The 26,940-nt window shown below is 72.5% G+C and carries 22 protein-coding genes; 11 read left to right on the top strand and 11 right to left on the bottom strand.

Annotated features, from left to right (window positions below):
* Positions 1-179 precede the first annotated feature (179 nt).
* Complete coding sequence (locus O7612_RS10475; RefSeq protein WP_282272629.1) at positions 180-620, bottom strand: Rrf2 family transcriptional regulator; 441 nt, start codon at positions 618-620, stop codon at positions 180-182.
* A gap of 147 nt (positions 621-767) precedes the next feature.
* On the opposite strand from O7612_RS10475, the gene O7612_RS10470 reads away from it, so the two are divergent.
* From O7612_RS10470 to O7612_RS10455, 4 genes are all read left to right on the top strand, one after another.
* Positions 768-1,988 (top strand): globin domain-containing protein, encoded by a 1,221-nt coding sequence (locus O7612_RS10470; RefSeq protein ID WP_282272628.1) that lies wholly within the window; start codon positions 768-770, stop codon positions 1,986-1,988.
* Between the two features lie 271 nt (positions 1,989-2,259).
* The gene (locus O7612_RS10465; RefSeq protein WP_282272626.1) at positions 2,260-3,501 is read left to right on the top strand and encodes a glycosyltransferase; all 1,242 of its coding nucleotides are present in this window, start codon (positions 2,260-2,262) and stop codon (positions 3,499-3,501) included.
* Between the two features lie 75 nt (positions 3,502-3,576).
* Positions 3,577-4,440: an alpha/beta fold hydrolase gene (locus O7612_RS10460; RefSeq protein ID WP_282272624.1), complete on the top strand. Its 864-nt coding sequence runs from the start codon at positions 3,577-3,579 to the stop codon at positions 4,438-4,440.
* 130 nt (positions 4,441-4,570) lie between these two features.
* Positions 4,571-5,194: a hypothetical protein gene (locus O7612_RS10455; RefSeq protein ID WP_282272622.1), complete on the top strand. Its 624-nt coding sequence runs from the start codon at positions 4,571-4,573 to the stop codon at positions 5,192-5,194.
* 210 nt (positions 5,195-5,404) lie between these two features.
* Here O7612_RS10455 and O7612_RS10450 read toward each other — a convergent pair whose 3' ends face one another.
* Positions 5,405-6,298, bottom strand: coding sequence for a DUF72 domain-containing protein (locus O7612_RS10450; protein ID WP_282272620.1), 894 nt, complete (start codon positions 6,296-6,298; stop codon positions 5,405-5,407).
* A 114-nt stretch (positions 6,299-6,412) separates the two neighbouring features.
* Here O7612_RS10450 and O7612_RS10445 point away from each other — a divergent pair, with 114 nt between their 5' ends.
* Together O7612_RS10445 and O7612_RS10440 are read left to right on the top strand one after the other, a co-directional pair.
* Positions 6,413-6,919, top strand: coding sequence for a DinB family protein (locus tag O7612_RS10445; protein WP_282272618.1), 507 nt, complete (start codon positions 6,413-6,415; stop codon positions 6,917-6,919).
* A 132-nt stretch (positions 6,920-7,051) separates the two neighbouring features.
* The gene (locus O7612_RS10440) at positions 7,052-7,252 is read left to right on the top strand and encodes a hypothetical protein (RefSeq protein WP_282272616.1); all 201 of its coding nucleotides are present in this window, start codon (positions 7,052-7,054) and stop codon (positions 7,250-7,252) included.
* Here O7612_RS10440 and O7612_RS10435 read toward each other — a convergent pair.
* A complete protein-coding gene (locus O7612_RS10435; RefSeq protein ID WP_282272615.1) occupies positions 7,225-7,731 on the bottom strand; it encodes a DinB family protein in 507 nt (168 codons plus the stop codon). The genes O7612_RS10440 and O7612_RS10435 overlap by 28 nt on opposite strands.
* Positions 7,732-7,983: 252 nt before the next feature.
* Here O7612_RS10435 and O7612_RS10430 point away from each other — a divergent pair, with 252 nt between their 5' ends.
* Complete coding sequence (locus tag O7612_RS10430) at positions 7,984-9,405, top strand: acyl-CoA synthetase (protein ID WP_282273870.1); 1,422 nt, start codon at positions 7,984-7,986, stop codon at positions 9,403-9,405.
* A 4-nt stretch (positions 9,406-9,409) separates the two neighbouring features.
* Here the strand turns inward: O7612_RS10430 and O7612_RS10425 are convergent, their stop codons facing one another.
* From O7612_RS10425 to O7612_RS10410, 4 genes are read right to left on the bottom strand one after another with little or no spacing between them, the layout of a single operon-like run.
* On the bottom strand, positions 9,410-10,249 hold the full coding sequence (locus O7612_RS10425; RefSeq protein ID WP_282272613.1) for a metallophosphoesterase: 840 nt from the start codon (positions 10,247-10,249) through the stop codon (positions 9,410-9,412).
* A gap of 47 nt (positions 10,250-10,296) precedes the next feature.
* Positions 10,297-10,935 (bottom strand): 4'-phosphopantetheinyl transferase superfamily protein, encoded by a 639-nt coding sequence (locus tag O7612_RS10420; RefSeq protein ID WP_282272612.1) that lies wholly within the window; start codon positions 10,933-10,935, stop codon positions 10,297-10,299.
* Positions 10,932-11,981 (bottom strand): 2-oxoacid:ferredoxin oxidoreductase subunit beta, encoded by a 1,050-nt coding sequence (locus O7612_RS10415; protein WP_282272610.1) that lies wholly within the window; start codon positions 11,979-11,981, stop codon positions 10,932-10,934. The genes O7612_RS10420 and O7612_RS10415 overlap by 4 nt, the downstream gene beginning before the upstream one ends.
* Positions 11,974-13,875: a 2-oxoacid:acceptor oxidoreductase subunit alpha gene (locus tag O7612_RS10410; protein WP_282272608.1), complete on the bottom strand. Its 1,902-nt coding sequence runs from the start codon at positions 13,873-13,875 to the stop codon at positions 11,974-11,976. The genes O7612_RS10415 and O7612_RS10410 overlap by 8 nt, the downstream gene beginning before the upstream one ends.
* 396 nt (positions 13,876-14,271) lie before the next feature.
* Here O7612_RS10410 and O7612_RS10405 point away from each other — a divergent pair, with 396 nt between their 5' ends.
* Genes O7612_RS10405 through O7612_RS10395 form a run of 3 tightly spaced genes read left to right on the top strand, consistent with a single transcriptional unit; the run spans position 14,272 to position 17,753 of the window.
* Complete coding sequence (locus O7612_RS10405; RefSeq protein WP_282272606.1) at positions 14,272-15,804, top strand: serine/threonine-protein kinase; 1,533 nt, start codon at positions 14,272-14,274, stop codon at positions 15,802-15,804.
* 18 nt (positions 15,805-15,822) lie between these two features.
* A complete protein-coding gene (locus O7612_RS10400) occupies positions 15,823-17,127 on the top strand; it encodes a sensor domain-containing protein (RefSeq protein ID WP_282272604.1) in 1,305 nt (434 codons plus the stop codon).
* Positions 17,091-17,753 (top strand): response regulator transcription factor, encoded by a 663-nt coding sequence (locus O7612_RS10395; protein WP_282272602.1) that lies wholly within the window; start codon positions 17,091-17,093, stop codon positions 17,751-17,753. Before O7612_RS10400 ends, O7612_RS10395 begins: the two co-directional genes overlap by 37 nt.
* Positions 17,754-17,854: 101 nt before the next feature.
* On the opposite strand, the gene O7612_RS10390 is transcribed toward O7612_RS10395, so the two are convergent.
* The 3 genes from O7612_RS10390 to O7612_RS10380 all read right to left on the bottom strand — a co-directional run bounded on the left by O7612_RS10390 (position 17,855) and on the right by O7612_RS10380 (position 24,206).
* Positions 17,855-20,419: an ABC transporter permease gene (locus tag O7612_RS10390; RefSeq protein WP_282272600.1), complete on the bottom strand. Its 2,565-nt coding sequence runs from the start codon at positions 20,417-20,419 to the stop codon at positions 17,855-17,857.
* Positions 20,419-21,228 (bottom strand): ABC transporter ATP-binding protein, encoded by an 810-nt coding sequence (locus O7612_RS10385; RefSeq protein ID WP_282272598.1) that lies wholly within the window; start codon positions 21,226-21,228, stop codon positions 20,419-20,421. The genes O7612_RS10390 and O7612_RS10385 overlap by 1 nt, the downstream gene beginning before the upstream one ends.
* Positions 21,229-21,374: 146 nt before the next feature.
* Positions 21,375-24,206: an AAA family ATPase gene (locus O7612_RS10380; RefSeq protein ID WP_348774278.1), complete on the bottom strand. Its 2,832-nt coding sequence runs from the start codon at positions 24,204-24,206 to the stop codon at positions 21,375-21,377.
* A gap of 832 nt (positions 24,207-25,038) precedes the next feature.
* Here O7612_RS10380 and O7612_RS10375 point away from each other — a divergent pair.
* Complete coding sequence (locus tag O7612_RS10375; RefSeq protein WP_282272590.1) at positions 25,039-25,284, top strand: DUF5988 family protein; 246 nt, start codon at positions 25,039-25,041, stop codon at positions 25,282-25,284.
* Between the two features lie 149 nt (positions 25,285-25,433).
* Here the strand turns inward: O7612_RS10375 and O7612_RS10370 are convergent, their stop codons facing one another.
* Positions 25,434-26,819, bottom strand: a complete 1,386-nt coding sequence (locus tag O7612_RS10370; protein ID WP_282272588.1) for a transposase — start codon at positions 26,817-26,819, stop codon at positions 25,434-25,436.
* Positions 26,820-26,940 lie beyond the last annotated feature (121 nt).

Here is a 26,940-nt window from a genome sequence, read left to right as displayed (position 1 = left end):
CCTGGTGGTCGCTCCCACCGGCCGGACCACCGGGGCCGTTCCCGCCGGCCGGACCACCACCGGCCACCGCCACGGCCGGGTCGCGGGCCGCGCGTACCGCGCAGGCGGCACACGCCGCCCCGCCCGGGGGTGTTCCTGCCGCAACCAGCGCGGGTGGCCCCTGGTCCTCCGACGTCCGGTCAGGTCGCCACCGGGACGGTCGGCCCGAGGGTGAGCAGCGGCGGGGCCGCCGGGTCGTCGACCAGCTCCCCCACCGGCACCTCGTCGAGCGCGGCCAGGAAGGCGGCCTGGGCGCGGCGGAGCTGCACCCGCAGGCGGCAGCCGGCCCGCAGGACACAGCCGGACTCCTCGCAGGCGACCACCTCGCCCTCCCCCTCGAAGGCCCGCACGATCCGCCCGACGGTGATCCGCTCCGCCCCCTCGGCGAAGGCCACCCCGCCCGAGCGACCCCGGACGGTGACCAGCACCCCGACCCGCTGCAACCGCTGAACCACCTTGGCCACGTGGCTGCGGGGCAGGTCGAGCCGGTCGGCCAGCTCGTCGATGGTGGTCCGGCGCGACACGGGGGCGGTGAGCATGGCGATCCGCAGGGCCATGTCGGTCGACCGGTTGAGCTTCACGACCCCGACCCTAGCCAGCGGCACCGGCACCGGACAGGGGCCGTACGGCGGTGACCACCACGACCACGGACCCGGGACCTTCGGCCCTGAAGAGGACTATCAGATTCCTGTTTGAGTGTCCCCAGTAGCCAAACAGGAGGAGGAGCCGTGCTCTCGGAGTCGTCAGCCGCCGTCGTCACCGCCACCCTGCCCGTGGTCCGGGCGCACGCCGACCAGATCACCGGCCGGTTCTACGCCCGGATGTTCGCCGCCCACCCGGAGCTGCTCGACCTGTTCAACCGGGGCAACCAGGCGACCGGCCGGCAACAGGCCGCCCTGGCCGCCTCCGTCGTCGCGTACGCCGGGCACCTCACCGGCACCGACGGGGCGGCGTGGTCGGCGGTCCTGGAACGGATCGCCCACAAGCACGCCTCGCTCGGCATCACCCCCGGCCAGTACCCGCTGGTGGGACGGCACCTGATGGCCGCCGTCGGCGAGGTGCTCGGCGCGGCGGTGACCCCCGAGGTCGCCGCCGCCTGGGACGAGGTGTACTGGCTGATGGCCTGCGAACTCGTCGCCCGGGAGGCCCGCCTCTACACCACCGCCGGGGTGGCCGGGGACGGCGCGGTGTGGCGCGACTGGCGGGTCGTCGCGGTGACCCCGGAGGCCACCGACACCGTCTCGTTCACCCTCGTCCCGACCGACGGCGGCCCGGTGCCGGGCTTCGTCCCCGGGCAGTACGTCTCGGTCGCGGTGGACCTCGACGGCGGGCTCGGCCGGCAGATCCGCCAGTACAGCCTCTCCGGAAGCCCCGACGCCGACCACTGGCGGATCACCGTGAAGCGGGTACGGGGCACCGGCGGAATCCCCGACGGCCTGGTCTCGACGGCCCTGCACGAACACGTCCGCCCCGGCGACACCCTGCGGCTGAGCCCACCCTTCGGCGAGGTCAGCGCGGTGCCCGGCACCGGGCCGCTGCTGCTGGTCAGCGCTGGGATCGGTCTCACCCCGGCGATGTCCGCCCTGCAACACCTGGCGGCCACCGCACCGGACCGGCCGGTGGTGCTGGCCCATGCCGACCGGGACGCCGCCGCCCACGCCCACCGGACCCAACTGGTCGACCTGCACGCCCGACTGCCCCGGCTGCGCCTGCGGCTCTGGTACGAGACCCCCACCGCCGCCGGCGACGCCCTGCCCCCGGCCGCCGAGGTGACCCGGGGACGGATCGACCCGGAGCTGATCCCGCTCTCCCCGGACACGCACGTGCACCTCTGCGGACCGCTGCCGTTCATGAACCAGGTGCGGGGCGGCCTGCTGCGCCGGGGCGTACCGGCCGAACGGATCGCCTACGAAGTGTTCGGGCCGGGGATGCTGCCCGGGGGGAGCTGACCGTCCACCGGGTCGATACGGTCGGGCCGGGCCTCGCCCTACCGGACCCGGGGGCACGCAGAGCGGCGGGGCGGGCACGCAAAGTTGATGTTTACCGGCCCCCCGCTGGGCAACTGGTTCGGCATGCAAGGCGGCGCGTGACGTCCGGGCATCGGCGCGAAGAAACCGTGGCCGGTCGGCCCGTCGGTCGCCCGGTGCACCCGGTCGGCGACGACGGCCGGTGACCGGAGTGACCGGTCCCGCCGGCGACCGGCCCACGGAGGAGGAAAGCATGCGCATCGCGATCGTCTCGGGGCACGCCAGCCCGCTCGCCGCTGCCGACGGGCAGGCCGCCGGTGGTCAGCACCTGCACGTCGCGGAGCAGGCGGCCGCGCTGGCCGGCGAGGGGCACGAGGTGCGGATCTACACCCGCCGGGACTCCGCCGTGCTGCCCGACACCGTGCGGACCGACGCCGGGTACCAGGTGTGGCACGTCCCGGCCGGTCCCGCCCGACCACTGTCGCCCGACGACCTCCTGCCCCACCTGGGCGAGTTCGGCCGGTGGCTGGCCGGGCAGTGGCGACCGGACGGCTGGCGGCCCGACGTGGCACACGCCCACTTCTGGCTCAGCGGCCTGCCCGCCCTGCACGCCGGTCGCCGTACCGACACTCCGGTGGTGCTGACCTACCACGACCTGGGCAGCGCGCACCGACGCCGGGCCGGGGGCCGCGACCCCGGTCCCCTCGGGCGGATCGGCTACGAGCGGGCGCTCGGCCGGGCCGCCGACCGCGTCGTCGTCCAGTCGCACGACGAGCTGGGGGAACTGGTCCGGCTCGGGGTGCCGCGGTCGAAGCTGACCCTGGTACCGGCGGGGGTGGACGAGACGGTGTTCGGGCCGACCGGGCCGGTCGCGCCGCGCGACCCGGACCGACCCCGGATCCTCACCGTCGGCCCGATGCGGGAACGCCAGGGCTTCCAGGACGTCGTCCGGGCGCTGCCCACGGTGCCCGGAGCCGAGTGCGTGGTGGTCGGTGGGCCGCCCGCCGAGCTGCTGCCGGACGACGCCGTCGCCCGCCGGCTGACCGCGCTCGCCGGGTCCTGCCGGGTCGCCGACCGGGTCCGGCTGGTCGGGACGGTCCCCCGGAACGAGTTGGCCGCGTGGTACCGCTCCGCCGACGTCCTGGTCGCCGCCCCCTGGTACGAGCCGTTCGGCCGCACCCCGCTGGAGGCGATGGCGTGCGGCGTACCGGTGATCGGCACCGACGTCGGGGGGATCCCGGACAGTGTCGTCGACGGGCTGACCGGCGACCTGGTGCCGCCGCGTGACCCCCGGGCACTGGGCACCGCCATCCGTCGGCTGCTCGCCGACCGGGTCCGCCGGTTCTCGTACGCCACGGCGGCGCTGGACCGGATCCGGGTCCGCTACTCCTGGCGGCACTGGGCGGAGCAGCTCACCGCCGTCTACGCGGCGGTCAGCGGCGTCGGTCAGGCGGCCGGGGTGAACGCTGCCGGTCAGGCCGCCGCGGCGGCCTGACCGGCCGGGCGACGACCGGATCCGGCCCGGTGGGAGTCACCAGACCCGGTTATTACCGACCGGTAGGATGAGCCGGTGAGTGGGGACGCGGAGTACACGCAGGAGTTCGTCGACGTCGACGGTGCCCGGATCGGCATCCAGGTCTACCCGGAGCCCGACGGAGCCCCCGACGCCCCGGCGGTGGTGATCTGGCCGGCGATGGGGGTCCGGGCCCGGTACTACCGCCCGTTCGCCACCGGACTGCGCGACGCCGGCCTGGCCGTCGTCGTCGCCGACCTGCGGGGCACCGGCGCCAGCACGCCTGTCCCGTCGCGTGCCTGCCGCTACGGCTACCGCGAGCTGGCCACCGACGTCGGCACGGTCCTCGACGCGCTGAAGCCCCGGCTGGACGGCCGACCGAGGCTCCTGCTCGGGCACTCCCTCGGCGGTCAGGCGACCCTGCTGCACCTCGCCCTGCACGGTGCCGACCGGGTCGACGGGCTCGCCCTGCTCGCCGTCGGGATGCCGTACTGGCGCACCTACCCGGGCCGGCGGAGGTACGGCGTGCTGCCGTACACCCAGGGGATCGCGGCGGTCGCCGGGGCGCTCGGGGTCTGGCCGGGCTGGGGGTTCGGCGGGCGGCAGGCGCGCGGGGTGATCCGGGACTGGGCGCGCACCGGCCGGACCGGCCGGTTCCCCACCCTGGACGGGGTGGACGGCGAGGCGGCCGTGGGCCGGTTGACCCTCCCGGTGCTGGCGGTCAGTGTCGACGACGACCAGTACACCCCGCACCCGACCGTCGACCATCTCTGCGCCAAGCTCACCGCCGCGCCGGTCACCCGGCACCGGTACACGGTGGCCGAGGCGGGTGCCCCGCTGGACCACTTCGGCTGGGTCCGGGCCGGGCTGCCGTTGACCCGGCGGGTGGCCGACTTCGCGGCGGGCCTGCCCCGACGCTGACCCCGGACGACCCCCACCCGGCGTGCCCGGTGGGCCGGGCGGCGGCCCTGGCGACCGTCCCGCCGCCGGGCGCGTAGCCGCCGCCGGGACGGGTATGCCGCTGCGCCCGAACACGGTGGAGGGGGATCAGATGTCCGAACGACACACCGCACTGCGCTCGATGCACGATCTGGGCCTGGCGGCCTGGTTCGGTGGCTCCCTGATGGGAGCGCTGGGCGTCAACGGGGCGGCGGCACGGATCAGCGACTCGACCCAGCGGCTCCCGGTGGCCTCCGCCGGCTGGTCGCGGTGGACCCCGGTCAACGCGGCGGCGATCGGGGCGCACCTGGCCGGCGCGGTGGGCGAACTGGCCACCGAGAGCCCCCGGATGATGGCCCAGTCCGGGGTGGGCCGGATGAGCGCGGTGAAGACGGCGCTGACCGTCGGCGCGCTCGCGGTGACCGGCTACAGCCGGCTGGTCGGCATGAAGTTGCAGAACGCCGGCAACCCGCCGGTGTCCGGGACCACCGAGCCCAACTACCAGACGCCCGCCGAGGTGGCGCACCGGCAGCGGCAGATGAAGGTCCTCCAGTGGACCATCCCCGCGTTGACCGGGGCGTTGGTGGTGGTCACGGCGTACATGGGTGAGCAGCAGAAGCCGGGCCAGGTGTTCCGGGGGATGCTCGGTCGTGCCGGTGGGCTGATGGGTGCCCCGGTGACGGTGGGCCGCCTGGCCGCGACCGGCGCGCGGCGCCGGATGGCGATGGCCGGCTGACCGTCGGCCGGGACCGCCCGGTGCGGGACCTGCCGTCGCGCCGACGACGGCGGGCCCCGCACCGGCGCGTCGGTAACCCGGTCACCGAGCGGCCGGCAGCGGGCACCCGGCCCGGTCACCGACAGGTGGGCAGGGCGGTGGCCCGGTCACCGGACGGCCGGCAGAAGGCGGTGGCCCGTCACCGACCGGTGGGCAGGCGTCGGCGACCGCTCACCGGCCCGCCGTCGCCGTGGGGGTCACCGCGAGCAGTTCGGCCAGCCGGGCGGCGTCCCGCTGGGCCTGCCCCGAGCAGCAGTTGTTGAACAGCACGTGCAGTTCCCCGGACCGGTCGGCCAGGTCGGCCAGCAGGTCGGCCCACCGGCGCAGCTCGTCGTCGGCGTAGGCGTACCGGAACCGGTCCTCCTTGGAACCGTCCGCCCAGTGCGCGCTGTGGCCGTGCATCCGGACCAGCACCGGCTCGGCCGTACCGACCATCACCGGTGGCACCGAGGAGGGGTGTCCCTGCGGCATGTCGACGCAGACCAGGCTGAGGTCGTGGTCACGCAGGAAGGTCACCGTCTCGGCCGCGGCCGGGCCGTCGAACCAGGAGCCGTGCCGCACCTCCACCGCGACCCGCCACGGCCGGCACCGGTCGGCCAGCTCGACGATCCGCCGTCGGGCGTTCTCCCCCCGCACCAGCCACGGCGGGAACTGCAACAGCACCGCGCCGAGCCGGTCGGCCGCCGCGAGCGGCTCCAGCGCCGCCCGGAACCGGCTCCACAGCTCGTCGTACGCCGCCTCGGGCAGGTCCCGGCGGCGGATCCGGGACGGCCCGCCGACCGGTCGCAGGTCCTTCGGCAGCACCTGGGTCGGGGTCGGATGGCCGGTGAAGAGGCTGAACGCCTTGACGTCGAAGGTGAAACCCGGCGGGGTGGCCGCCGCCCAGCCGCTGGTGGTGGCCGGCACCGGGATGGCGTAGTACGAGGTGTCCACCTCGACCAGCCCGAACCGCCCGGCGTACCAGCCGAGCCGCTGGGCCGGGGTGCGCGCCGACCGGGGATACCAGCCGGCCCGTAGCAGCGTCTGATCCGCCCAGGACGAGGTGCCGACCCTGATCACTCCCATGTGGTCCAGTGCACCGTCCGGCGGCCGGATCGGCAACCGCTGGCGGGCACCGGGAGTGTCGGAGGGTGGGCCTAGCGTGGTCCCCGACGACATCGACGATGGAGGGTTACCGCGATGACCACTACCGACCGGGTGCTCACCGGCGAACGGGCCGACCTGTTGCAGACCATCGGCAAGCACCGCGGTTTCCTGCGGCAGACCGTGCAGGGGCTGACCGACGAGCAGGCGGCGACCCGCAGCACCGCCAGCGAGCTGTGCCTGGGTGGCCTGATCAAGCACGTGACCTCGGTGGAGCACCGGTGGGCGCGGTTCATGGTCGGCGGGGCCGAGGCGATGGAGAGCGAGCCGGTCGACTGGGTCGGCATGTTCCGGATGTCCGCCGACGAGACCCTGACCGACCTGCTCGCCCGGTACGCCGGGACGGCGGCCCGCACCGACGAGCTGATCGCCACCCTCGACCTGGACGCGAGCCACCCGTTGCCGGTGGCCCCCTGGTTCGAGCCGGGCGCGAGCTGGTCGGTGCGCCGCACGCTGCTGCACGTGATCGCGGAGACCGCCCAGCACGCCGGGCACGCCGACATCATCCGCGAGTCGATCGACGGGGCCAAGACCATGGGCTGATCCCCGGCCGGCCGCCGGGGAGCGGTCGCCGGGTGGTCTTCACCGTCGTCATCCCGGCTCCGGTGTGACCGGGGCCACCGGCAGCCGGGCCGACGTGACGTCCCGCCCGGGGGTGGCGCTGAGAAACACGAGATGACCCGACACCCTCTGGACCCGGAAACCGCCGAACGGCTGCTCAGCGGGCCGGCCGCCGGGCCGGAGGACGCCCTCGGGGCGCTCCTGGCGGCGCTGCGCGCCGCGGCGACCCCGGCCGAGCTGCGTGGGGAGCCTGCGGTGATGTCGGCGTTCCGGGCCGCCCGGGCCGGTCAGGGCCGGAGCAGGCCCCGCAGGTAGGCGGCCTGGCCGACGTGTTGGAGATCGTCGGAGACCACGCTGACCAGCCGGACCCCGAGCGTCACCGGCGGATCCCAGTGCTCGTCGACCACCCGGTCCAGGTCCGCCGGTCGCAGTCCGGCCAGGAAGGCGGCGGTACGCTCCGCCACCGCCCCGTGGTAACCGACCAGCGCCTCCGCGTTCTCGGGGCGAACCGCGGCGACCTGCTCCGGGGTGTGGCCGAAACCGGTGTCGGCGGGGTCGGCGGGCAGGCCGAACCGGGCCGCCCAGTCGCCGGAGACCCAGACCTGGTCGGCTCCGGACAGCTCGGCGACCTGCTGGTCCTGGATCCGGGTGAGGTGCCAGACCAGCCAGCCGACCGGGTTGGCACCCTCACCGGGTGCCCGGCACAGCTCGTCGGGGCTGAGCCCGTCCACCGCGGCGCGGACCAGATCGGGCAGTTGGCCGTAGGCTGCGGTCAGCAGGTCGTCGACGTTCACCGGTTCCTCCTCGGCACGGGGCGTACCGTACCCGGATACCGCTGACGGACCCCGGCAAACCACGCGGGGGTGACCGGGGTGCCGCCCTGCCCCGTCCACCACCCGGTCGACGGGAGGCCGGGAGGTGTCCGCCCCGGGCACTGCCGACCCTTGACCCACCCCGGGGATGGTGGCGGACCGGTCCACCGCACTAGCGTCGGCGGCACCGGACCGCGTGCCCGCGGGACGGCCGAGGGACCGGGAGGCGTGGACGTGTCACTGCTGGCCGCGATGTCGTCGTCGATGGACGACCGTCCCGATCTGATCCGGATCGGCGACCGGTCGGCCTCCCTGCCCCGGCTGCGGGAGTGGGCCGCCGCGGTCGCCGACGACCTGCACGGCATGGACCGGGTCGCGATCGAGACCACCCCCACGATGGAGACCGTCGTCGGCGTGGTGGGCGCGCTGCTGGCCGGTACGGCGGTGGTGCCGGTGCCGCCGGACGCGGGCCCCCGCGAGCGGGAGCACATCCTGCGCGACTCGGCGGCGCGGGCGCTGCTCGTGCCGGCGGGCGCAGTCCCGGGCGGTGGCCCGGCGGCGGACGGACCCGGGCTGCCGGTCGTACCGGTCGACCTGCGGCGGACCTCGGCGACCGGGTATCCGGAGCCCGGACCGGAGCGGACCGCCCTGATCCTCTACACCAGCGGGACCACCGGCGCCCCGAAGGGGGCGCTGCTCTCCCGGGGAGCGATCGCCACCTGCCTGGACGGCCTGGCCGAAGCCTGGCAGTGGACACCGGACGATCTGCTGGTCCACGGGCTGCCGCTGTTCCACGTACACGGGCTGGTGCTCGGTGTGCTCGGTGCGCTGCGGGTCGGCAGCCGCCTGCACCACGTGGGCCGGCCGCAGCCGGAACGGTACGCGGCGGCCGGTGGGACGCTGTACTTCGGCGTACCGACGATCTGGTCGCGGATCGGCGCGACGCCGGCAGCCGCGCGGGCGCTGCGGTCGGCCCGGCTGCTGGTGTCGGGCAGCGCCGCCCTGCCCACCGCGGTCTTCGACGGCCTGGCCGCGCTGACCGGGCACCGGATGGTCGAGCGGTACGGCATGACGGAGACCCTGATCACGGTGAGCGCCCGCGCGGACGGCCCGCGCCGGCCGGGTGCCGTGGGGCTGGCCCTGCCCGGGGTCCGCACCCGGATCGTCGACGAGCAGGGCCGGGACCTGCCGGCCGACGGGGCCGCCATGGGTGAGCTGCTGGTCACCGGGCCGACCCTCTTCGACGGCTACCTGAACCGGCCGGACGCCGACGCGGCGAGCCGCAGCGCCGACGGCTGGTTCCGGACCGGTGACGTCGCCACCATCGGCCCGGACGGGTGGCACCGGATCGTCGGTCGGGCGAGCACCGACCTGATCAAGAGCGGTGGCTACCGGATCGGGGCCGGTGAGGTGGAGGAGGCGCTGCTGGCCCACCCGGCGGTGCGCGAGGCGGCCGTGGTGGGCCTGCCGCACCCGGACCTGGGGCAGCAGGTCACCGCGTTCGTGGTCGCCGACGGGGTGACCGGTACGGAGCTGGTGGACTTCGTCGCCCGGCAGCTGTCGGTGCACAAGCGACCCCGGGCGGTCCGGTTGGTCGACGCGCTGCCCCGCAACGCACTGGGCAAGGTGCAGAAGAAGCGCCTGGTCGAGGGGTGACGGGTCAGACCTGGGCGGGCGCGGGCAGCACCGGACGCAGCCACGAGTCGTGGCGAGCCCGGTGCCGCCACTCCCGGGGGTAGCCGACGGAGACCTCCTCGAACCGGACCCCGTCGTGCCAGGTGACCCGGGGGATGTGCAGGTGGCCGTAGATCACCGTGCGGGCGTGGAAGCGGCGGTGCCAGTCGGCGGTGAGTTCGGTCCCGCACCACTGGGCGAACTCGGGATAGCGCAGGATGTCGGTGGGCATCCGGACCAGCGGGTAGTGGTTGACCAGGACCTTCGGCACCGCCGGGTCGCAGTCGGCGAGTCGGGCCTCGGTGCGGGCCACCCGCGCCCGGCACCAGGCGTCCCGGCTCGGGTACGGGTCGGGGTGCAGGAACACCTCGTCGGCGCAGACCACCCCGGCGGCGTGGGCGCGGGCCAGGGACTGCTCCTTGCTGGTCACCCCCGGCTCGCGGAACGAGTAGTCGTAGCCGACGAACAGCGGCGCCACCAGCAGCGGGCCACCGGCCCCGGTCCAGACCGGATAGTCGTCCTCGGGGGTGCTCACGCCCAGCTCCCGGCACTGCCGCACGATGGCCTGGTAGCGGGCCTCGCCGCGCAGCCGGACGGGATCCTGCGAGTGGGTCCACAGCTCGTGGTTGCCCGGCGCCCAGATGACCCTGGCGAACCGTTCGCTGAGCAGTTTCAGCGCCCAGGTGACGTCGGCGAAGAGTTCGGCGACGTCACCGGCGACGATCAGCCAGTCGCCGGCCGCGGCGGGCCGCAGGCTCTCCACGATCTTCCGGTTCTCCGGGTACGCCACGTGCAGGTCGCTGACCGCGTAGATGCCGGCGTTCATGTGTGGTCCCCTCGTTCAGCCAGGTCGGTTGCCGGTCCTGGGGTGGCTCAGTTCGGTACGGCGACGACGGCCAGGGCCAGGCCGGCGTCGTGCAGGTAGCAGCCTTCGAAGTCCCGACCGCGACCGGGGACGAGGACGCGGGCGGTGAAGGTGCGGTCTGCCGGGTGGAGGGTGATCCGGGCCTCGTCGAAGCCGAGGAAGACCCCGGTCACCGGAAACCACGCCTTGTAGAGCGCCTCCTTGGCGCTGAACAGCAGTCGGTCCCAGTGCGGGCCGGGGGCGTCGGCGGTCAGCCGGCGCACCATGGCCCGCTCGTCGGGCAGGGCGACGGCGTCGAGCACCCCGTCGGGCAGCGGGGCGTCGGGTTCGGCGTCGATGCCGATGGTCTCGACGTCGTCCCGGCGGGCGACCACGGCAGCCCGGTAACCGTCGCAGTGGGTGAGGCTGCCGACCACGCCGGCCGGCCAGACGGGTGCGCCACGGTCCCCGGTGAGCACCGGGGCGGGCGGCTGGCCGAGGGCGCGCAGTGCCCGGTGGGCACAGGTGCGGGCGGTGGTGAACTCCCGTCGCCGCTTCTCGACGGCGCGGGCCACCAGGGCCGCCTCCTCGGGGTGCAGCGGTTCGGTGTCGGTGTCGTCGAACGCCTCGACGGCGACGGCGCCGGACGGCACGAGTTGCTCGATCATGCCTCGGCCAGCGGTCGGATGGTCCAGGTGTCGCCGGTGTGGAGGAGGTTGGTGAGTTGTTGTTCGGGGGTGTGGGTGGTGGTGTTTTTGGCGGTGGTGGTTTGTTGTTGGACGAGGTTGTCGTAGGTGGGGCGGGTGATGTGGCGGAAGATGCCGATGGGGGTGTTGTGGTGGTTGGGGGTGGGGAGTCGGGAGAGGGCGAAGGCGTAGGAGGGGTCGGTGATGGTGGTGTCGTGGGTGACGATGTTGTGGGGTGGGGTGGTGGCGGTGTCGTGGATTTCGAGGCTGAAGGTGTGGGGTGGGTGGGTGACGCAGTGTTGGTGGTTGGGGCCGAAGGTGATGGGTTGGCCGTGTTCGAGGGGGATGAGGTGGTGGTCGCGGGTGTCGGGGTTTTTGAGGGGGTCGAAGGCGCCGTCGTTGAAGATGTTGCAGTTTTGGTAGATCTCGACGAAGGCGGAGCCGTGGTGTTGGGCGGCGGCGCGGAGGACGGTTTGGAGGTGTTTGCGGTCGGAGTCGATGGTGCGGGCGACGAAGGTGGCTTCGGCGCCGAGGGCGAGGGAGAGGGGGTTGAAGGGGGCGTCGGCGCTGCCGGTGGGGGTGGATTTGGTGATTTTGCCGGTTTCGCTGGTGGGGGAGTATTGGCCTTTGGTGAGGCCGTAGATGCGGTTGTTGAAGAGCAGGATTTTGAGGTTGATGTTGCGGCGGAGGGCGTGGATGAGGTGGTTGCCGCCGATGGACAGGGCGTCGCCGTCGCCGGTGACGACCCAGATGGACAGGTCGGGGCGGGTGACGGCGAGGCCGGTGGCGATGGCGGGGGCGCGGCCGTGGATGGAGTGCATCCCGTAGGTGTTCATGTAGTAGGGGAAGCGGGATGAGCAGCCGATGCCGGAGATGAAGACGGTGTTTTCGCGGGGGATGTTGAGTTCGGGCATGAATTGTTGGATGGCGGCGAGGATGGCGTAGTCGCCGCAGCCGGGGCACCAGCGGACTTCCTGGTCGGATTTGAAGTCTTTGCCGGTGAGTTTGATCGGGGTGGGTTCAGGCATTTTTGCAGACCTCTTCCAGGATCGTCTCCAGTTCGGCGGCGGTGAAGGGTAGGCCGCGGACCTGGTTGTAGGCGATCGCGTCGATCAGGTAGCGGGCGCGGATGACCTGGGCGAGTTGGCCGAGGTTCATCTCCGGGATGACGACCCGGTCGTAGGCGTGTAGGACGTCACCGAGGTTGGCGGGTAGGGGGTTGAGGTGGCGCAGGTGGGCTTGGGCGATGGGCAGGCCGCGGTGGCGTAGTCCGCGGCAGGCGGCGCCGATGGGGCCGTAGGTGGAGCCCCAGCCGAGGACGAGGACACGGGCGGTGCCGTCGGGGTCGTCGACGGTGATGTCGGGGACGTCGATGGCGTCGATGCGGGCGGCGCGGGTGCGGACCATGAAGTCGTGGTTGGCGGGGTCGTAGGAGATGTCGCCGGTCTTGTCGGCTTTCTCCAGGCCGCCGATGCGGTGTTGCAGGCCGGGGGTGCCGGGCACGGCCCAGGGGCGGGCCAGGGTGTCGGGGTCACGCAGGTAGGGCAGGAACGTGACGCCGTCGTCGTGGTTGGGGGCGGCGGCGAAGTCGACCCGGAGGTCGGGCAGGTCGGCGACGTCGGGGAGCAGCCACGGTTCGGAGCCGTTGGCGACGTAGTTGTCCGACAGCAGGATCACCGGGGTGCGGTAGGTCACCGCGATACGGGCGGCTTCGAGGGCGGCGTGGAAACAGTCCGACGGGGACTTCGCGGCGATGACCGCGAGCGGGGCCTCCCCGTGACGGCCGTGCAGGGCGATGTTCAGGTCCGCCTGTTCGGTTTTCGTGGGCAGCCCTGTCGACGGGCCGGCGCGTTGCACGTCCACGATGACCAGGGGCAACTCCAGAGCGACGGCCAGGGAGATCGTCTCGGATTTCAACGCCACACCCGGGCCGCTGGTCGTGGTGACCCCGAGCGCGCCGCCGTAGGAGGCGCCCAGGGCGGCGCCGGCCGCGGCGATCTCGTCTTCGGCCTGCATGGTGACCACACCGAGGCTCTTGTGTTTCGACAACTCGTGCAGGATGTCCGACGCCGGGGTGATCGGGTACGCGCCGAGGAACACCGGCAGGCCCGACCGCACCCCGGCGGCGACCAGACCCAACGACAGGGCGGCGTTACCGGTGATGTTGCGGTAGGTGCCCGGTGGCATCGGCGCGGGTTTCACCTCGTAGCGCACCGCGAACGAGTCGGTGGTCTCCCCGTAGTTCCAGCCCGCCCGAAACGCCGCGACGTTCGCCGCGACGAGGTCCGGACGCCGGGCGAACTTCTTCTCCAGGAACCGTAACGTCGAGTCGTACGGGCGGGAGTACATCCACGACAACAACCCCAACGCGAACATGTTCTTCGCCCGCTCGGCGTCCTTCTTCGCCACGTTCAACGCCGCCAGGGCACCCACCGTCATCGACGTCAACGCCACCGGATGCACCACGAACCCGGCCAACGAGTCATCCTCCAGCGGACTGACCGTGTACCCGACCTTGACCAGGTTCCGCTTCGTGAACTCATCGGTGTTCACGATGATGTCCGCACCCCGACGCAGATCAGCCAGGTTCGCCTTCAACGCCGCCGGGTTCATCGCGACCAACACGTTCGGCGCGTCACCCGGGGTCAAAATATCGTAATCCGCGAAATGAACCTGGAAACTCGACACCCCCGGCAACGTCCCCGCCGGCGCCCGGATCTCCGCCGGGAAATTCGGCAACGTCGAAATATCATTACCCAACTGCGCCGTCTCCGAGGTGAACCTGTCCCCCGTCAACTGCATCCCATCACCCGAGTCACCCGCAAAACGGATCACCACCCGGTCCAACTGACGGATCTGCTTGGTGGTGGGCACGGCGTCGCCGGCCGACTGCCCGTCGTCGTACCATGCCGTTGTGGTCATGGGCGATCACGTCCCTCTCTCCTGCGCGGCGCGCACCACGACGGCACGGCACCTCGACGCGACGGGACCGGTGCCCGGCCGGCGGCAGCCCCGTCGGTCGTCGCGCCGTCGGTGCCCGGCGTCCGGACGCCCGTACCGCCGGGGTCGGCGACCCCGTCGTCAGCCGGCGGGCCGCCGGCCGCGGCACGCGCCGGTGAGCGCGTGCGACCACACGTTAGGTTCCGCCTCCGGCGGTGCCAACCCTCAGCACGGTAGTTCCACCCCCAGCCGTGCCAACCCTTAGCGACCCCCTAGCCGGACCCGACCCGACTGCGTGGCGCGACGCCGCACGGGGTGTGTCCACCGGGGACGGCTGAGGGGGCGCAGGCCTCGATCCGACATGGGACACTCGTCTACATGGGCGAGCTGACCAGCGGCGCAGTGGCCGAGCCGGGGTCGCCGCTGCGGCCGGGGGATCCGGAACGGGTCGGGCCCTACCGGTTGCGCCGCCTGCTCGGCGCGGGCGGCATGGGGGTGGTCTTCCTGGCCGAGGCGCCGGACGGGGACCGGGTGGCGCTCAAGGTCGTCCACGACGAGTTGCGGCCCCGGCCGGAGTTCCGGCGGCGGTTCGCCCGGGAGGTCGCCGCCGCCGGCCGGGTGGCCGACTTCTGCACCGCCCGGGTGCTCGACGCCGACCCGCAGGGGCCGGTCCCCTACCTCGTCACCGAGTACGTCACCGGGTCGTCCCTGCACGAACACGTGGCCCGGCACGGCTCGCTCTCCGGTCCCCAGGCCGAGGCGTTGGCGGTCGGCGTGGCCGCCGGGCTCACCGCCATCCATGCCGCCGGGCTGGCCCACGGCGACCTGACCCCCGGCAACGTGCTGCTGTCCCCGTTCGGGCCGAAGGTCATCGACTTCGGGCTGGCCAGCCTGATCGAAGCCCTCGACCCGACCACCGGTCCGTCGTACGGCACCCCGGGCTGGCTGGCCCCGGAACGTCTCGCCGGCTCCCCGCCGGCCCAGCCCGCCGACGTCTACGCCTGGGGTGTCCTCGTCGGCTGGGCCGCCACCGGCCGGCTGCCGGTCGACCCCCGGGTCCACCCGTTCGGCGACCCCGAGCTGAGCGGGCTGCCCGCCGGCCTGGCGGCGGTGGTCGCGCGGGCGCTGCGCGCCGACCCCCGGCAGCGCCCGACCGCCCGGGAGGCGATGCTGATCCTGGTGGGCAGCGCCGACACGGCGAGCATCCGGTCGGCGATGGAGCCGGTGGCGACCAGTGGGCCGCTCGACGACACCCGGCGGCATCCCGTCGCCGGCCAGCCGGTGACCCGGCGGCATCCCCTGGCCGGTCGGCCGGTGACCCGGCCCGTCTCCGGGCCGCCGCGTCGACCGCCGCCGTCCTGGCCGGCGGTGCTGACCGGCGTGGTGGCGGTGGTGGCCGCCGTGGTCCTGGGCGTCGTCGTGCTGCGCCAGGGCGGGGACCGCAGCGCCCCGGAGGCCGGCCCGCGTGCGTCCCCGCCGGCCGTCCCGAGCCCCACGCCCAGCCCCACGCCCAGCCCCACCCCCGCCCGGGCGACCGGGCGGGACGGGTCGCTGGAGTTCACCGTCCGTGGGGTGCACTGTGGGCAGCGCGAGATCGGCTTCTGGCCGCTGACCCAGCAGGCGGACGGGGTGTTCTGCATGGTCGATGTGGACGTGGTCAACCGGGGCGACAAGGGCGCGATCGTCTGGCCGCTCAGCCAACGTCTGGTCGACACGGACGGCCACGGTCACACACCGGACGCCCGCTCCCTGCTCTACTATCCGGACACCCAGCGGTTGACGAAGAACATCAAGCCCGGCGCGACGGTCAGCGGATCCCTGGTCTACGACACGCCGGTCGGCACCGGGTTCCGTCAGCTCGTCGTCCACGACACGCCGCTGAGTGCGGGCACCACCATCGATCTACCGTGACCGGGAGAGCCGGAGAACATGGACGTCGCCGTCGCCATCGGACTCACCGGGCGGTCACTGACCCGTGCCCTGTCCGCCACCGGGCGGGGCGTGGTGCTCGTCGCCACCGCCGCGCTCAGCCTGGCCCTCTTCATCACCACCGCCCTCGCCACGGCGTTCATCCTGCTCGGTGTCGGGGTGCTGCTGCTGCCGCTGGTCACCCCGCTGGTCCGCCGGCTGACCGGGCTGTGCCGCAACGTGGCCGCCCGCAGCGGGGTGCCGATCGCCGCCCCCTACCTGCCGCTACCGCCGCTCGAACCAGGGATGTTCGGCTGGGTACAGCGCTGCCGGGCCATCCTCACCGACCCGGCGACCTGGCGCGACCTGCTGTTCCTGCTGCTCAACACGCTGGTCGGATTCGCGCTGGGGCTGCTGCCGCTCACCCTGCTGGTCTACTCGGTGGAGGGGCTGCTGCTCTCCACCGGGTTCTGGATGCTGATGCGCGAGTCCGGGGTGAACTTCTGGTACGGCTTCACCGCGCTGGACTCCTGGCCGCACGCGGCGCTCGGGGCGCTGGTCAGCCTGGCGGTGTTCGGGATCTGGGCGGCCACCGCCCCGCACGTGATCGCCGGGCACGCGTATTTCGCCAGGTCCCTGCTCGGGCCGAGTGAGCGGTCGGTGATCGCCTCCCGGATGCGGCACCTCTCCGAGACCCGCTCGGATGTGATCAACATCCAGGCCACCGAGCTGCGCCGGATCGAGCGGGACCTGCACGACGGCGCGCAGGCGCGGCTGGTGGCGATCGGCATGAAGCTCGGTGCGGCCAGCCGGCAGTTGCGCACCAATCCGGACGCAGCGGAGACCCTGCTGGTCGACGCGCGCAACGCCACCGCCACCGCGCTGGAGGAACTGCGCTGCCTGATCCGGGGCATCCATCCACCGGTGCTCGCCGAGCGGGGCCTGGAGGACGCCATCCGGGCCATCGCGTTGGAGAGCCCGATCGAGGTCGAGGTCACCACGGACGTGCCCGGCCGGATGGCCGCCCCGACCGAGTCCGCCGTCTACTTCGCCCTCTCCGAACTGCTGAACAACGTCGTCAAGCATGCCAACGCCGACCGGGCCAGCATCGATCTGCGGCACACGGACGGGCTGCTGCGGGCGGTGGTGATCGACAACGGTCAGGGCGGCGCGGACGCCTCGCTCGGCACCGGTCTCCGGGGCATCGAACGACGCTGTGCTACGTTCGACGGGACGCTCGTCCTCAGTAGTCCCGAAGGTGGGCCGACCGTCGCGATCCTGGAGCTGCCGTGCGCGTTGTTCTCGCCGAGGACCTCTTCCTTCTGAGACAGGGAATGGTCCAGCTCCTCGAATCCTACGACTTCGAGATCGTCGCGGCGGTCGACAACGGTCCGGCTCTGCTCGATGCCCTGGTTACCCTCCGCCCGGAGGTCGCGGTGGTCGACGTGCGGCTACCGCCGACGTTCACCGACGAGGGCCTGCAGGCCGCACTGGAGGCCCGTCGCCGGGTTCCCGGCCTGCCCATCCTGGTGCTCTCCCAGCACGTCGAGCAGCTGTACGCCAAGGAGCTGCTCGCCGACGCCAGTGGCGGCATCGGTTACCTGCTGAAGGACCGGGTGCTCAACACCGACCAGTTCGTGGACGCCATCCGACGGGTCGCCGACGGAGGCACCGCGATGGACCCGCAGGTGATCTCCCAGCTCCTGGCCGGCAGGTCCCGCCGGGAACCACTGTCCACGCTCACCCCCCGCGAGCGGGAGGTGCTGAAGCTGATGGCCGAAGGATGTTCGAATACGGCCATCGCGCAGCGCCTCATCGTCAGCCAGGGTGCGGTCGCCAAGTACACGACCAGCATCTTCACCAAGCTCGACCTCACCCCGGCGGACGACAGCAACCGTCGGGTGCTGGCCGTGCTGGCGTACCTCAACGGCACCCGCGCCGACGTCTCCTGACGCCCACCCCGCCGACCACGCGCAGCGCGCCCACCCCGCCGACCACGCGCAGCGCGCCCGGTCGGTCGACCGGGCGCGCTGCCGCGTTGGTGCTCCCCGCGTCAGTCGACGGCGACCGCCGCCTCCGCCGGCCGGGAGAGCATCGCCCGCCGTCCCGGCAGCAGGGTGGCGGCGAAGGTGAGCCCCGCCGCCCCGGCCACCACGGCGATGTAGATGAAGATCGACCCGGAGGGGACGGGCCGACCCAGCACCACGGCGCTGAACGGCAGCAGGGTGACGACGGAGGCGATGGTGCCGAGGATGACCCCGATGATGGTGATCATGCCGGCCTCGACCCCGAGCATCTGCAGGGCCTGTTGCCGGGTCGCCCCGATGAGCCGCTGCATGCCCAGTTCCCGGCGGCGACCGGCGGTCGCCACGATCAGGGTGTTCGCCACCGAGATCATGGTGTAACCGGCGACCAGCGCGACGAGCAGGTAGTTGACCCAGGCCAGGGTCTTGGTCCGCTCGGCGAACGTGGTGATCGCGTCACGGTCCTCGATCAGGGTGCCCGGCTGGCCGGCGAGCTTCTGCCGGACACTGGCCGCGAGGGCGTCCCGGTCGGTGCCGGGCCTCGCGGTGACCAGGATCTGCCGGGCCAGCCCGGTGGTGCTGTGGGCGGCCAGCAGCTCGGCCGGGAGCATGATCGTCTCGAACCCCTCCTTCGCCGGGTAGAGCGCGACCACCCGCAGGTCCACCGCCGAGCGGTCGCCGAGCCGCAGGGTGATCTGGTCGCCGACCCCGACGCCGAGGTTCTTCCCGGCGACCTCGGGCAGCGCCACCGTGGCGCCGGTGAGGTCGGTCAGGTTGCCGGCGGTCGTCCGCACCCCGGTGATGTCCGCGGCGCTGGCCCCGTTCACCCCCTGCAGGGGCCACGGCGACTCGACGTGCGACCCGTCGTACGGCTTGTTGATCCAGCCGGCGCTGGTGACGTACGCGGACACCGCCTGCACCCCCGGCGCGGAGCGGAGCGTCTCGACCGTGCCGGCGGGGAATCCGCCGGTGGTCGAGCTGAGCACCACGTCGGCGCGCAGGTTGTCGGAGTAGTAGCGCTCGGCGGCCTCGTTCTGGGTGGTCTGCAGGTAGAAGTTGGCCAGGGCCAGGCCCACCGCCAGCATGATCGGGGTGACCGCGGAGGCCACCCGGACCGCGCGGACCCGCACGTTGATCGTGCCCAGGTAGCCGGCGAGCCCGAAGAACGCCCGCGCCGGCACGCTGAGGATGGCGGCCAGCAGCCGGGTCAGCCCCGGGCTGATCAACGCGATGGCGATCGCCCAGCACATCACCGCCGGACCGGCCGTCGCCGAGGCCACCGCCCCCCGCATCGCGATCGCCGTCACCAGCAGCAGGGCGAACCCGCCCCCGAAGAAGAGGATGGCGAACACCACCCGGGGCCAGCTCACCCACTTGCGCTGGAGGGCGGCCTCGGCGATGCCGGCCGTGGGCCGGGTCCTGGCCGGACGCCGACCGGCGACGTTGGCCGCCATCAGCGCGGCGAAGATCCCGACGACCGGACCGATCAGGTACGGCAGGAAACCCTGGTGGAACTCGACCACCGGCGAGATGACCCCGGCCTCCGAGACGATGTGGAACAGCAGCGGCCCCAGCACCACGCCGGGTACGACCCCGAGGATCGCCGCACCGACCGCGACCACCAGGGCCTCGCGGCGCACCATCTTGCGGATCTGCCGGGGCGTCGCGCCGATGGAGCGCAGCAGCGCGATCTCCTTCTGCCGCTGCTGCACCGACAGGCCGAGGGTGCTGGCGACCACGAAGATCGCCACGAAGACCGTCATGCCGGCGAAGACACCGGAGAGCGGGATGAGCTGGGACTGCCCGCCGACCGCCTCGGGGAACTCGGCCGTCCCCCGGTCGTCGCCGGTCAGCACGACCAGCTTGCGGTCGGCGAGGGCGCGCTCGATCCGGCCGCGCAGGGCGTCGACGTCGGTGCCCGGCCTGGCCACCACGCCGATCGCGTCGGCACTACCGGTGTGCGGGTTGAGCCGCCGCTCGTCGTCGGCGGAGAAGAACAGCGCCGTCTGGTCCGCCTCACCGGGCGGCGTGGCTATCCCGCTCACCTGGAAGGAGGAGGTGACGCCGCCGGCCACCACGTCGACCCGGTCACCGACCCTGACGCGGGCCTGCCGGGCCACGCCCCGGTCCAGCACGACCTGACCGGCCCGGGTGGGCGGCTGCCCGTCGAGCCGGTACGGCCCGAGCTGGGCCGAGTCCCAGCCGTGACCCAGTGACTGGGTGCCGACGATCACCGGTGCGCCGTCGCGGACGACCGTGGCGGCGAAGGACGCCTCCGCCACCGCCCGTTCGACCCCGGGCACCTCCTGGATCCTGCCCACCAGACCCGGGTCGATCCAGTACCGCTCGGCCAGCGGCACCGACTTGATGTCCTTGGTGTCCTGCGGGTCCTTCTTGGGCACCCCGTAGGTCTGCTTGCCGCTGACCACGATGTCGGCCGCCGCCAGGCGCTGCGGCGGGACGGCCAGCCGGATGCCCGTCTCCATCAGTCCGCCACAGGCGACGATCAGCGCCACGCCGAAGAACACCGCGACGAACGTCGCGATGAACGCGAGCTTGCGGTAGCGCAGGGTGCGCCACGCGAGGTACGTCATCAGAAGCCACCCCTGCCGGTGGCCTGCGGCGCCCGGTTCTGCTGCCAGGCGGTCAGGTGGGTCATCCGCTCGGCAACCACGTCGGCGGTCGGGGCCTCCAGCTCACCGATGAACTGGCCGTCGGCGAGGAACAGCACCCGGTGCGCGGCGGCGGCGGCCACCGGGTCGTGGGTCACCATGATGATCGTCTGACCGCCGCTGGAGACCGTCTCGCGGAGCAGTTGCAGCACCTCGACGGTGGTCTGGGTGTCCAGCGCGCCGGTCGGCTCGTCGGCGAAGATGACCGCGGGCCGCATGATGAGTGCCCGGGCGATCGCGACCCGCTGCTGCTGACCGCCGGAGAGCTCGCTCGGCAGGTGCTTGCGCCGCTCGGCCAGCCCCACCCGGCCCAGCACCTCCAGCACAGAGTGGCGGTCGGGCCGGCGGCCGGAGAGCCGGTAGGGCAGGCCGACGTTCTGCTCGACGTTGAGCGCCGACATCAGGTTGAACGCCTGGAAGATGAAGCCCACCCGCTCGCGGCGCAGGATGGTGAGCTGGTTCTCGTTCATGCCGCTGAGTTCCTTGCCGTCCAGCACTACCGAGCCGGACGAGGGCACGTCGAGCCCCGCCGCGCAGTGCAGGAAGGTGCTCTTACCGGAGCCGGACGGCCCCATCACCGCGGTGAAGCTGCCCCGCGGAAAGCTCATCGTGACACCGCGCAGCGCGTCGACCCGGTTCTCACCACGCCCGTACGTCTTACGGACGTCCCCCAGACGGACCGCGTCGACGGACCCGCTCATCGGCGTCCGATTGTCCTTGTTCCTGTTCACCTCATGCTCCCCGCAGAAGAACGTCGCCAGCTGGCGGTGGGTATGTGTTCACCGTATGGATCGGGCGGGCGGCGCTCTATGGAGCTAATGACCCGGACAGGTAGGCCTAGACCCACGTCTCGGGGTCGGGTTCCCGCCCCGGCGGCTCAGCTCGCCTGGACCGCCGTGGACTCCCACTGCGGCCAGGAGCGCTCGGTCCCGCTCGGGGCCACCGCCAGCAGTCCAGAGCCGGTGGCGTCCATCGGGAGCCCGAGTGACAGCTCGGTGCGCCGCCGGACGTTGAGCTTCCGGTAGACCCGGGTGAGATGCTGCTCGACGGTGCTCACCGTGATGTACAGCTTCTTGCCGATCTCCCGGTTGGTGTGACCGAGCGCGGCCAGCGTGGCGACCCGCTGCTCGGCGTCGCTGAGCCGGGACAGCTCCTCGTGCTCCGGCGCGGCGTCCGCCTCGTCGCCGCCGACCGGGTCGTTCCCGGGCAGCAGCCGGCGGCACAGCGCCTGCGCCTGGATGTCCTTGGCCAGCTGCGTCGCGCTGCGGGCCACCACCCGCGAGGTGTTGAACTCCCCACGCCCGTAGTGCGCGCTGCTGAGCGCGGCGAGGGCGAGGAAGAGCTGGAAACGGTCACCGGCCTCCTGGAGCAGGTTGGCCGCCTGGCGCAGGGTCTCCACCCGTTGCTTGACGTCGAGGGCCGACCCGAGCAACCGCAGCGAGATGCCCTTGGTCCGGGCGTTCGCGGCACCGGGCCGGGAGAGTTGCTCGGTCACCATGCCCCGGGCCCGGTCGGGGCGGCCCGAGCGCAGGTAGACCTGGGCCAGGTCGCCCCGCCAGGGCAGCAGGGTGGGCAGGTCCAGCCCCCACCGGGTGGCCAGCTGCCCGCAGGTCTCGAAGTCCGCCAGGGCGGCGTGCACCCGTCCGCCGGCGAGGTGCAGGTGCCCCCGGGCGCGCAGGTACAACGGCCAGAACCAGGTGTCCCGGATCGCATCCGGGATGACGTGCTTGAGCTGTGCCTCGGCCTCGTCCAGCTTGTCCATGCCGATCTTGGCAAGCAGCAGGTTGGACAGCGGCGAGCCGATCGCGACACCCCAGTTGTGCGGTGACAGCGCGTCCAGCGCCTCGCGGGCGAACCGCTCGCTGAGCGGCAGGTCGCCCTGCCGGAGCGCGATGTGCGACCGGACATCGGAGAGGATGGCGTGCCAGGTGGTGGCACCGCGCGACCCGGCCTCGGCACCGAGGACGTCACACCAGTGCACCGCCCGGTCCATCCGGTCGGCGTAGACCAGCGTCTGCAACGCGCACAACGCCGACTCCAGCCCGACGTCGACCAGCAGGTGGCTGCCGAGCACCTGCTCGGCACGGGCGATCACCTCGTCGGTGACCCCGTCGGCGAGCACGGCGGTCAGCGACGGGGTGGCCGGCCCGAGGGAGCCGTCTGACCGGACCGGGGTGGCGGTGGACGGGAAGCCCGGGGCGGCGTCGAGTTCGGCGAAGGCGACCGGGAAGTGCAGCCGCAGCCATTCGGCGCACCCGGCCAGCTCGGCGGTGGTGGCGGCGTCCAGCCGCTGCCGCTCGTCGCGCAGGTGCCGCAGCGTCTCCTGGGCGTCCTGGCGGTGGCCGTGCCAGAGCTGGTAGCGCAGCAGCGCCACGGCGTGCCGCTCGGAGAGGTGCCCGGCCCGCAACGCGTCACGCTGGGACCGGAGGTGCTGGCTCACCGCCGCCGGGTTGACCCGCCACTGGCAGTCGGCCAGCATCGCGGTCAGTGCCGCCCGACGAGGGGCGTCGTCGCACATCTCGTGGGCCAGCTTCAGCGACTCCATCGCGTCGTCGACCCGGTCCTCGGCGAGGGCGTGCGTCGCCGACTCCTGGAGCACGGCGATGGCCCAGGGCTCGGCGAGGCCACCCGCCGCGAGCAGGTGACCACCGATGGCCGAGGCCGGTGCGCCCTCGGCGTGCAGCAGCTCCGCCGCGCGGGCATGCATCTCGGCCAGGGCGTCCGGGGCCAGGTCGTGCAGCACCGCGGTACGCGCCGCCGGGTGGCGGAACCGGCCCCCGCTCAGCAGACCGGAGGTGGTCAGCGCGTCGAGCACCCACTGGACCCGGGCCGGCTTGCTGGCCAGCAGCCGACCCAGCAGCACCGGGCTGGCGAGGTCGCCGAGCAGGGCCAGCCCGTGGGCCATCTCCAGGATCGCCGGATCCCACCGTCGCAGGCAGGCCAGGACCGCCTGACCGAACTGGTCACCGACGACCGGCTCGGTGCCGTCCACCGCGCCGGCGACGCGCCGGTCCTGGCCGAGCGCGTGCAGCAGCAGCGGGTTGCCGCCGCTGATCCGGTGGTACGCCGGGGCGAGCGCCCGGGCGGTGTCCCGGTCGGTCCACCCGGCCAGCAGCTCGGCGACCCCCTCCTCGGACAGGGGGGACAGCTGGATGTTGCAGAAGCAGGCGTGCCGGGTGAGTTCGGCGCGGAACTCCGGGTTGAACGGCTGTGGCTGGGGCGACTCGGTGAGCACCACCAGGATCTGTGCCGCGGTGAGCCGGCGTTGCAGGTAGAGCAGGGTCTGCAGGGTGGTCTCGTCGGCGAACTCGACGTCGTCGACGAGCAGGACGAGCGGCCGGTCCCGGGCGATGTCGAGCAGCTCGGCGCACATCCCGCGGACCGCGCCGATGTCGGCGGCCCCCTCCACCGTGGTCGTCGTGGGCTCGACGAACGCGCCGACACGCCGCAGGGTCTCGGCCGGCAGCGGCACACTGTGGAACAGCTGTCCCATCACCGCGGCGGGCAGCAGCCGCTCCGCCCGTGAGCAGGCGGCACTCAGCACCAGCCCACCGGCCGCCTCGACGTGCTCGGCGAAGGTCCGCAGCAACTCGGTCTTACCCGTGGCACCGGGGCCGCTGACCAGTGCGACCCGCCCCCGGCCTGTGGCGCTTCCGGAGTAAAGGCCCCGCAAGATGTCAAGCTCGCGGCTTCTCTCCACGAATTCCACCCGTCTCCCCCCAGGTCAACGACGACGCATCGAACGGGGCGCTGTCGCCTGACGGGACAGGCGCCCGACGAAACCGATCGGCTCGATGCCACCCGGTCCGTCGAGGCCCAACCCGGCCGCTGACCACGTCAGCCCGCAAACCGGGTCTTTCAATGAAGATGGTCAATTGAATGACGCCTTTGGCCGCGCCTCGACGGCGGTCACAGCATACATAGACACCCGTACAAGACGGTAGTGGGGTGGCGATACTTCGTCACCGATATTACGTAGCCGGGCGTCGTTTTGTCGGTTCTCGGTGCCGGCCATCAAATTACCAATCAGTAACGGCAACCCGATCCAGAAAACGTCCCACCCCTCCCACCTGCGCGAACGACCACAAGATTCACTTCATCGCAGCGCACTGACCTGGAAAAGGAGCCCGCAGGCAGTCCCACACCGGAAATTTTGGGCCAAGTCACCCCTGATCGTCACCCATACCAACGGCATTCACACACCGCCACCCAACCGAACAGAGACGACAAAACAGGCAAATTACTCTTGAGGAAAAATTGAGTTTCGGGGACGCGACGGCACTATTACAGGCACAATTCAAAGGCACCTGCAATCCTGTCGGACCCCTGACATCGGCGCTCGGGATCGCAAATGCGACGTGCCAGGTCCGGAAAGTGGCCGCACGCTGACCGGCCCCGGAAATCTCGTTGCCGACCGGCCAGTTAGGGGTCGCTCCGGGTATACGCCGGCCCCGTCGGCCACCAGGCTGGAACATCCGAGGGCAGTGACGCACAACACGGTTTTCCGGAAGCGTGTCCGCCCCCCAGCCGAGGAGGAAAGCGTGGATGATCTCGCACCGGTGAGCAGCGCGCGGCGGTTCGGCGACGGCCACGTCGACGCGGTGCTCGAGGGCGGCCCGGTCGGTCTGCCGGCGGTCGACCGGGCCCGCAGCGCGCTGGCCGGCACCGGCCGCATCAAGGTGCCCTACCTCGGCGGGTACGAACACTTCGAACGCCGCGGCGACCACGACGACGCCTCGCGGGTGGTGGTCTACCACTGGACCATGCGGACGAAGATCGCCGAATGACGGTACGGCGGAGCGGGACACCGGTGACCGGTGTCCCGCTCCGCCGTCCTCGTGTTTTGACCGTTGTGTGGGCAGGGTGGTCTGGCGGTGTGGTGTGGGTGTTCGTGGTGGTGTGGTGTGGGTGTTCGTGGTGGTGTGGGGGTGGGGTGTTATTTGCCCTTGTGGATGGCGTTGCGGCGGATGACGGGGTAGCGGGTTCGGCGTTTGCGGCGTTTTCCGGCGGGGCGTCCGGGTCCGGGGTGTCCGGGTTTCGGGTGGCCTGGTGGTTGCCAGGCGTTGCGGAGAGCGGGCGAAACCTGTCGGCGGGTCTGGCCGGGGGTGGGGGTTGTGGTGGTGGTGGGTTCCCAGGGCAGCCGGTGGTGGGTGAGGTGGGTGCGGGTGCAGAACAGGTGGAGGTAGGCGTAGGCGTGTAGGCGGAGCCAGGTGGTCAGGGTGTCGGGTTGGCGGGGGTGGAAGTCCGGGGCGTGGGCGGTGGTCTTCAGGTGGCGGAAGTAGTGCTCGATGTCGAAGCGGGTCAGGTAGGTCATGACAAGGGTGAGCAGGTCGCGGCGGGTGCCGGAGTACCAGAGTGCGAGGTCGCCGGCGCGGCGGCTGGGGCGTAGGTGCTGGACCCGGGCGAGGAGCACGGTGCCTTCCACGATCGGGAGGGTGGTCTGGCCGGTGAATCCGCGGCTGGCGCGGGTGAGTTTGGGGTGGACCTGGTGCCAGGCCCGGACGGTGACGGTGCCGTAGATGTCGAGTGGTCCGCTGACACCGGCGTCCGGGGTCAGGTCGGGTTCGCGCAGGGTCAGCCGGAATCCGTGTCGGCGGGGCCGGCCTCCGAGTGGGTGGGCGGCCCGGTGTTCGGGTCTGGTCCACATGGTCTGCGAGGTCGCCAGGCGGACCAGGACGTCCGCGGGAATCCTGCGTTCGCGGATCAGGTGGGTGATCCGGGCCGCGGGATAGCCGGAATCGAGGAGGAACAGCGACGGGTCGCCCGGGCGGGCGCCGTCGGCTGCGCAGATCTGTGCGATGTGGCCGACGGTGACCTCGACCAGGTCGTCGTCGGAGGTGATGCGGTCGGCCAGGACCGGCACGACCCACGAGTCCGGGGTCAGCGTCAACCGGACGACGTGCTGATACCGCCACCCGGTCTTGATCAGCGCCGCACCACGCGGGCCGCCTGGGGTGTACTGCGGTTGCCGGTCCGGGCTGGTGGCTGCGTTCGGCCGGGGCCACGCGGTGGTATCGACGGCATACACCCGGGGCAGACCGGACCGAGCGGCGATCCGGCACGCCGCCCGCAACGCCCGGCCGGTATCGATCTCGCCGTCGCGTAACGCCCGGTACGCCGCGGCGTGCCCGGTGACCGTGCCCAGCGACAGATGCGCCGGGCAGCCACACCGTCCCTGGTCCGCGGCCAGCTCATCGACCAGCGAGAACAACGTCCTCGACCGCGACACGAGGACACCCTCGTACAACTCCCGCCGCCACGCATCCAACAAGATCCGGCCCAGCTCGCTGTCACCGGCACCGGTAGCCGCTACGCTCCTCATCGAGAACCCTGCCCATTGATGATCTTTGTGTGAGAACTCAGATCATGGACAGGGTTCTCCCTGTTCCGCTAGACCTCGACCACCACAAATCCCCACGATGGTCAAAACACGAGTACGGCGG

Source organism: Micromonospora sp. WMMD987 (assembly GCF_029581435.1).
Taxonomy (GTDB): Bacteria; Actinomycetota; Actinomycetes; order Mycobacteriales; family Micromonosporaceae; genus Micromonospora; species Micromonospora rifamycinica.
Note: the sequence above shows the minus strand (reverse complement) of the source record. Positions and strands in the feature narration are given on the sequence as shown.

Bases quoted from the DNA above. Each gene is read 5' to 3' on its own strand.
- O7612_RS10400 (WP_282272604.1), top strand. From the start codon at position 15,823: ATGGACGTCGCCGTCGCCATCGGACTCACCGGGCGGTCACTGACCCGT.
- O7612_RS10450 (WP_282272620.1), bottom strand. From the start codon at position 6,298: ATGGGAGTGATCAGGGTCGGCACCTCGTCCTGGGCGGATCAGACGCTG.
- O7612_RS10465 (WP_282272626.1), top strand. From the start codon at position 2,260: ATGCGCATCGCGATCGTCTCGGGGCACGCCAGCCCGCTCGCCGCTGCC.
- O7612_RS10415 (WP_282272610.1), bottom strand. From the start codon at position 11,981: ATGCCTGAACCCACCCCGATCAAACTCACCGGCAAAGACTTCAAATCC.
- O7612_RS10455 (WP_282272622.1), top strand. From the start codon at position 4,571: ATGTCCGAACGACACACCGCACTGCGCTCGATGCACGATCTGGGCCTG.
- O7612_RS10405 (WP_282272606.1), top strand. From the start codon at position 14,272: ATGGGCGAGCTGACCAGCGGCGCAGTGGCCGAGCCGGGGTCGCCGCTG.
- O7612_RS10425 (WP_282272613.1), bottom strand. From the start codon at position 10,249: ATGAACGCCGGCATCTACGCGGTCAGCGACCTGCACGTGGCGTACCCG.
- O7612_RS10420 (WP_282272612.1), bottom strand. From the start codon at position 10,935: ATGATCGAGCAACTCGTGCCGTCCGGCGCCGTCGCCGTCGAGGCGTTC.
- O7612_RS10410 (WP_282272608.1), bottom strand. From the start codon at position 13,875: ATGACCACAACGGCATGGTACGACGACGGGCAGTCGGCCGGCGACGCC.
- O7612_RS10390 (WP_282272600.1), bottom strand. From the start codon at position 20,419: ATGACGTACCTCGCGTGGCGCACCCTGCGCTACCGCAAGCTCGCGTTC.
- O7612_RS10440 (WP_282272616.1), top strand. From the start codon at position 7,052: ATGACCCGACACCCTCTGGACCCGGAAACCGCCGAACGGCTGCTCAGC.
- O7612_RS10445 (WP_282272618.1), top strand. From the start codon at position 6,413: ATGACCACTACCGACCGGGTGCTCACCGGCGAACGGGCCGACCTGTTG.
- O7612_RS10370 (WP_282272588.1), bottom strand. From the start codon at position 26,819: ATGAGGAGCGTAGCGGCTACCGGTGCCGGTGACAGCGAGCTGGGCCGG.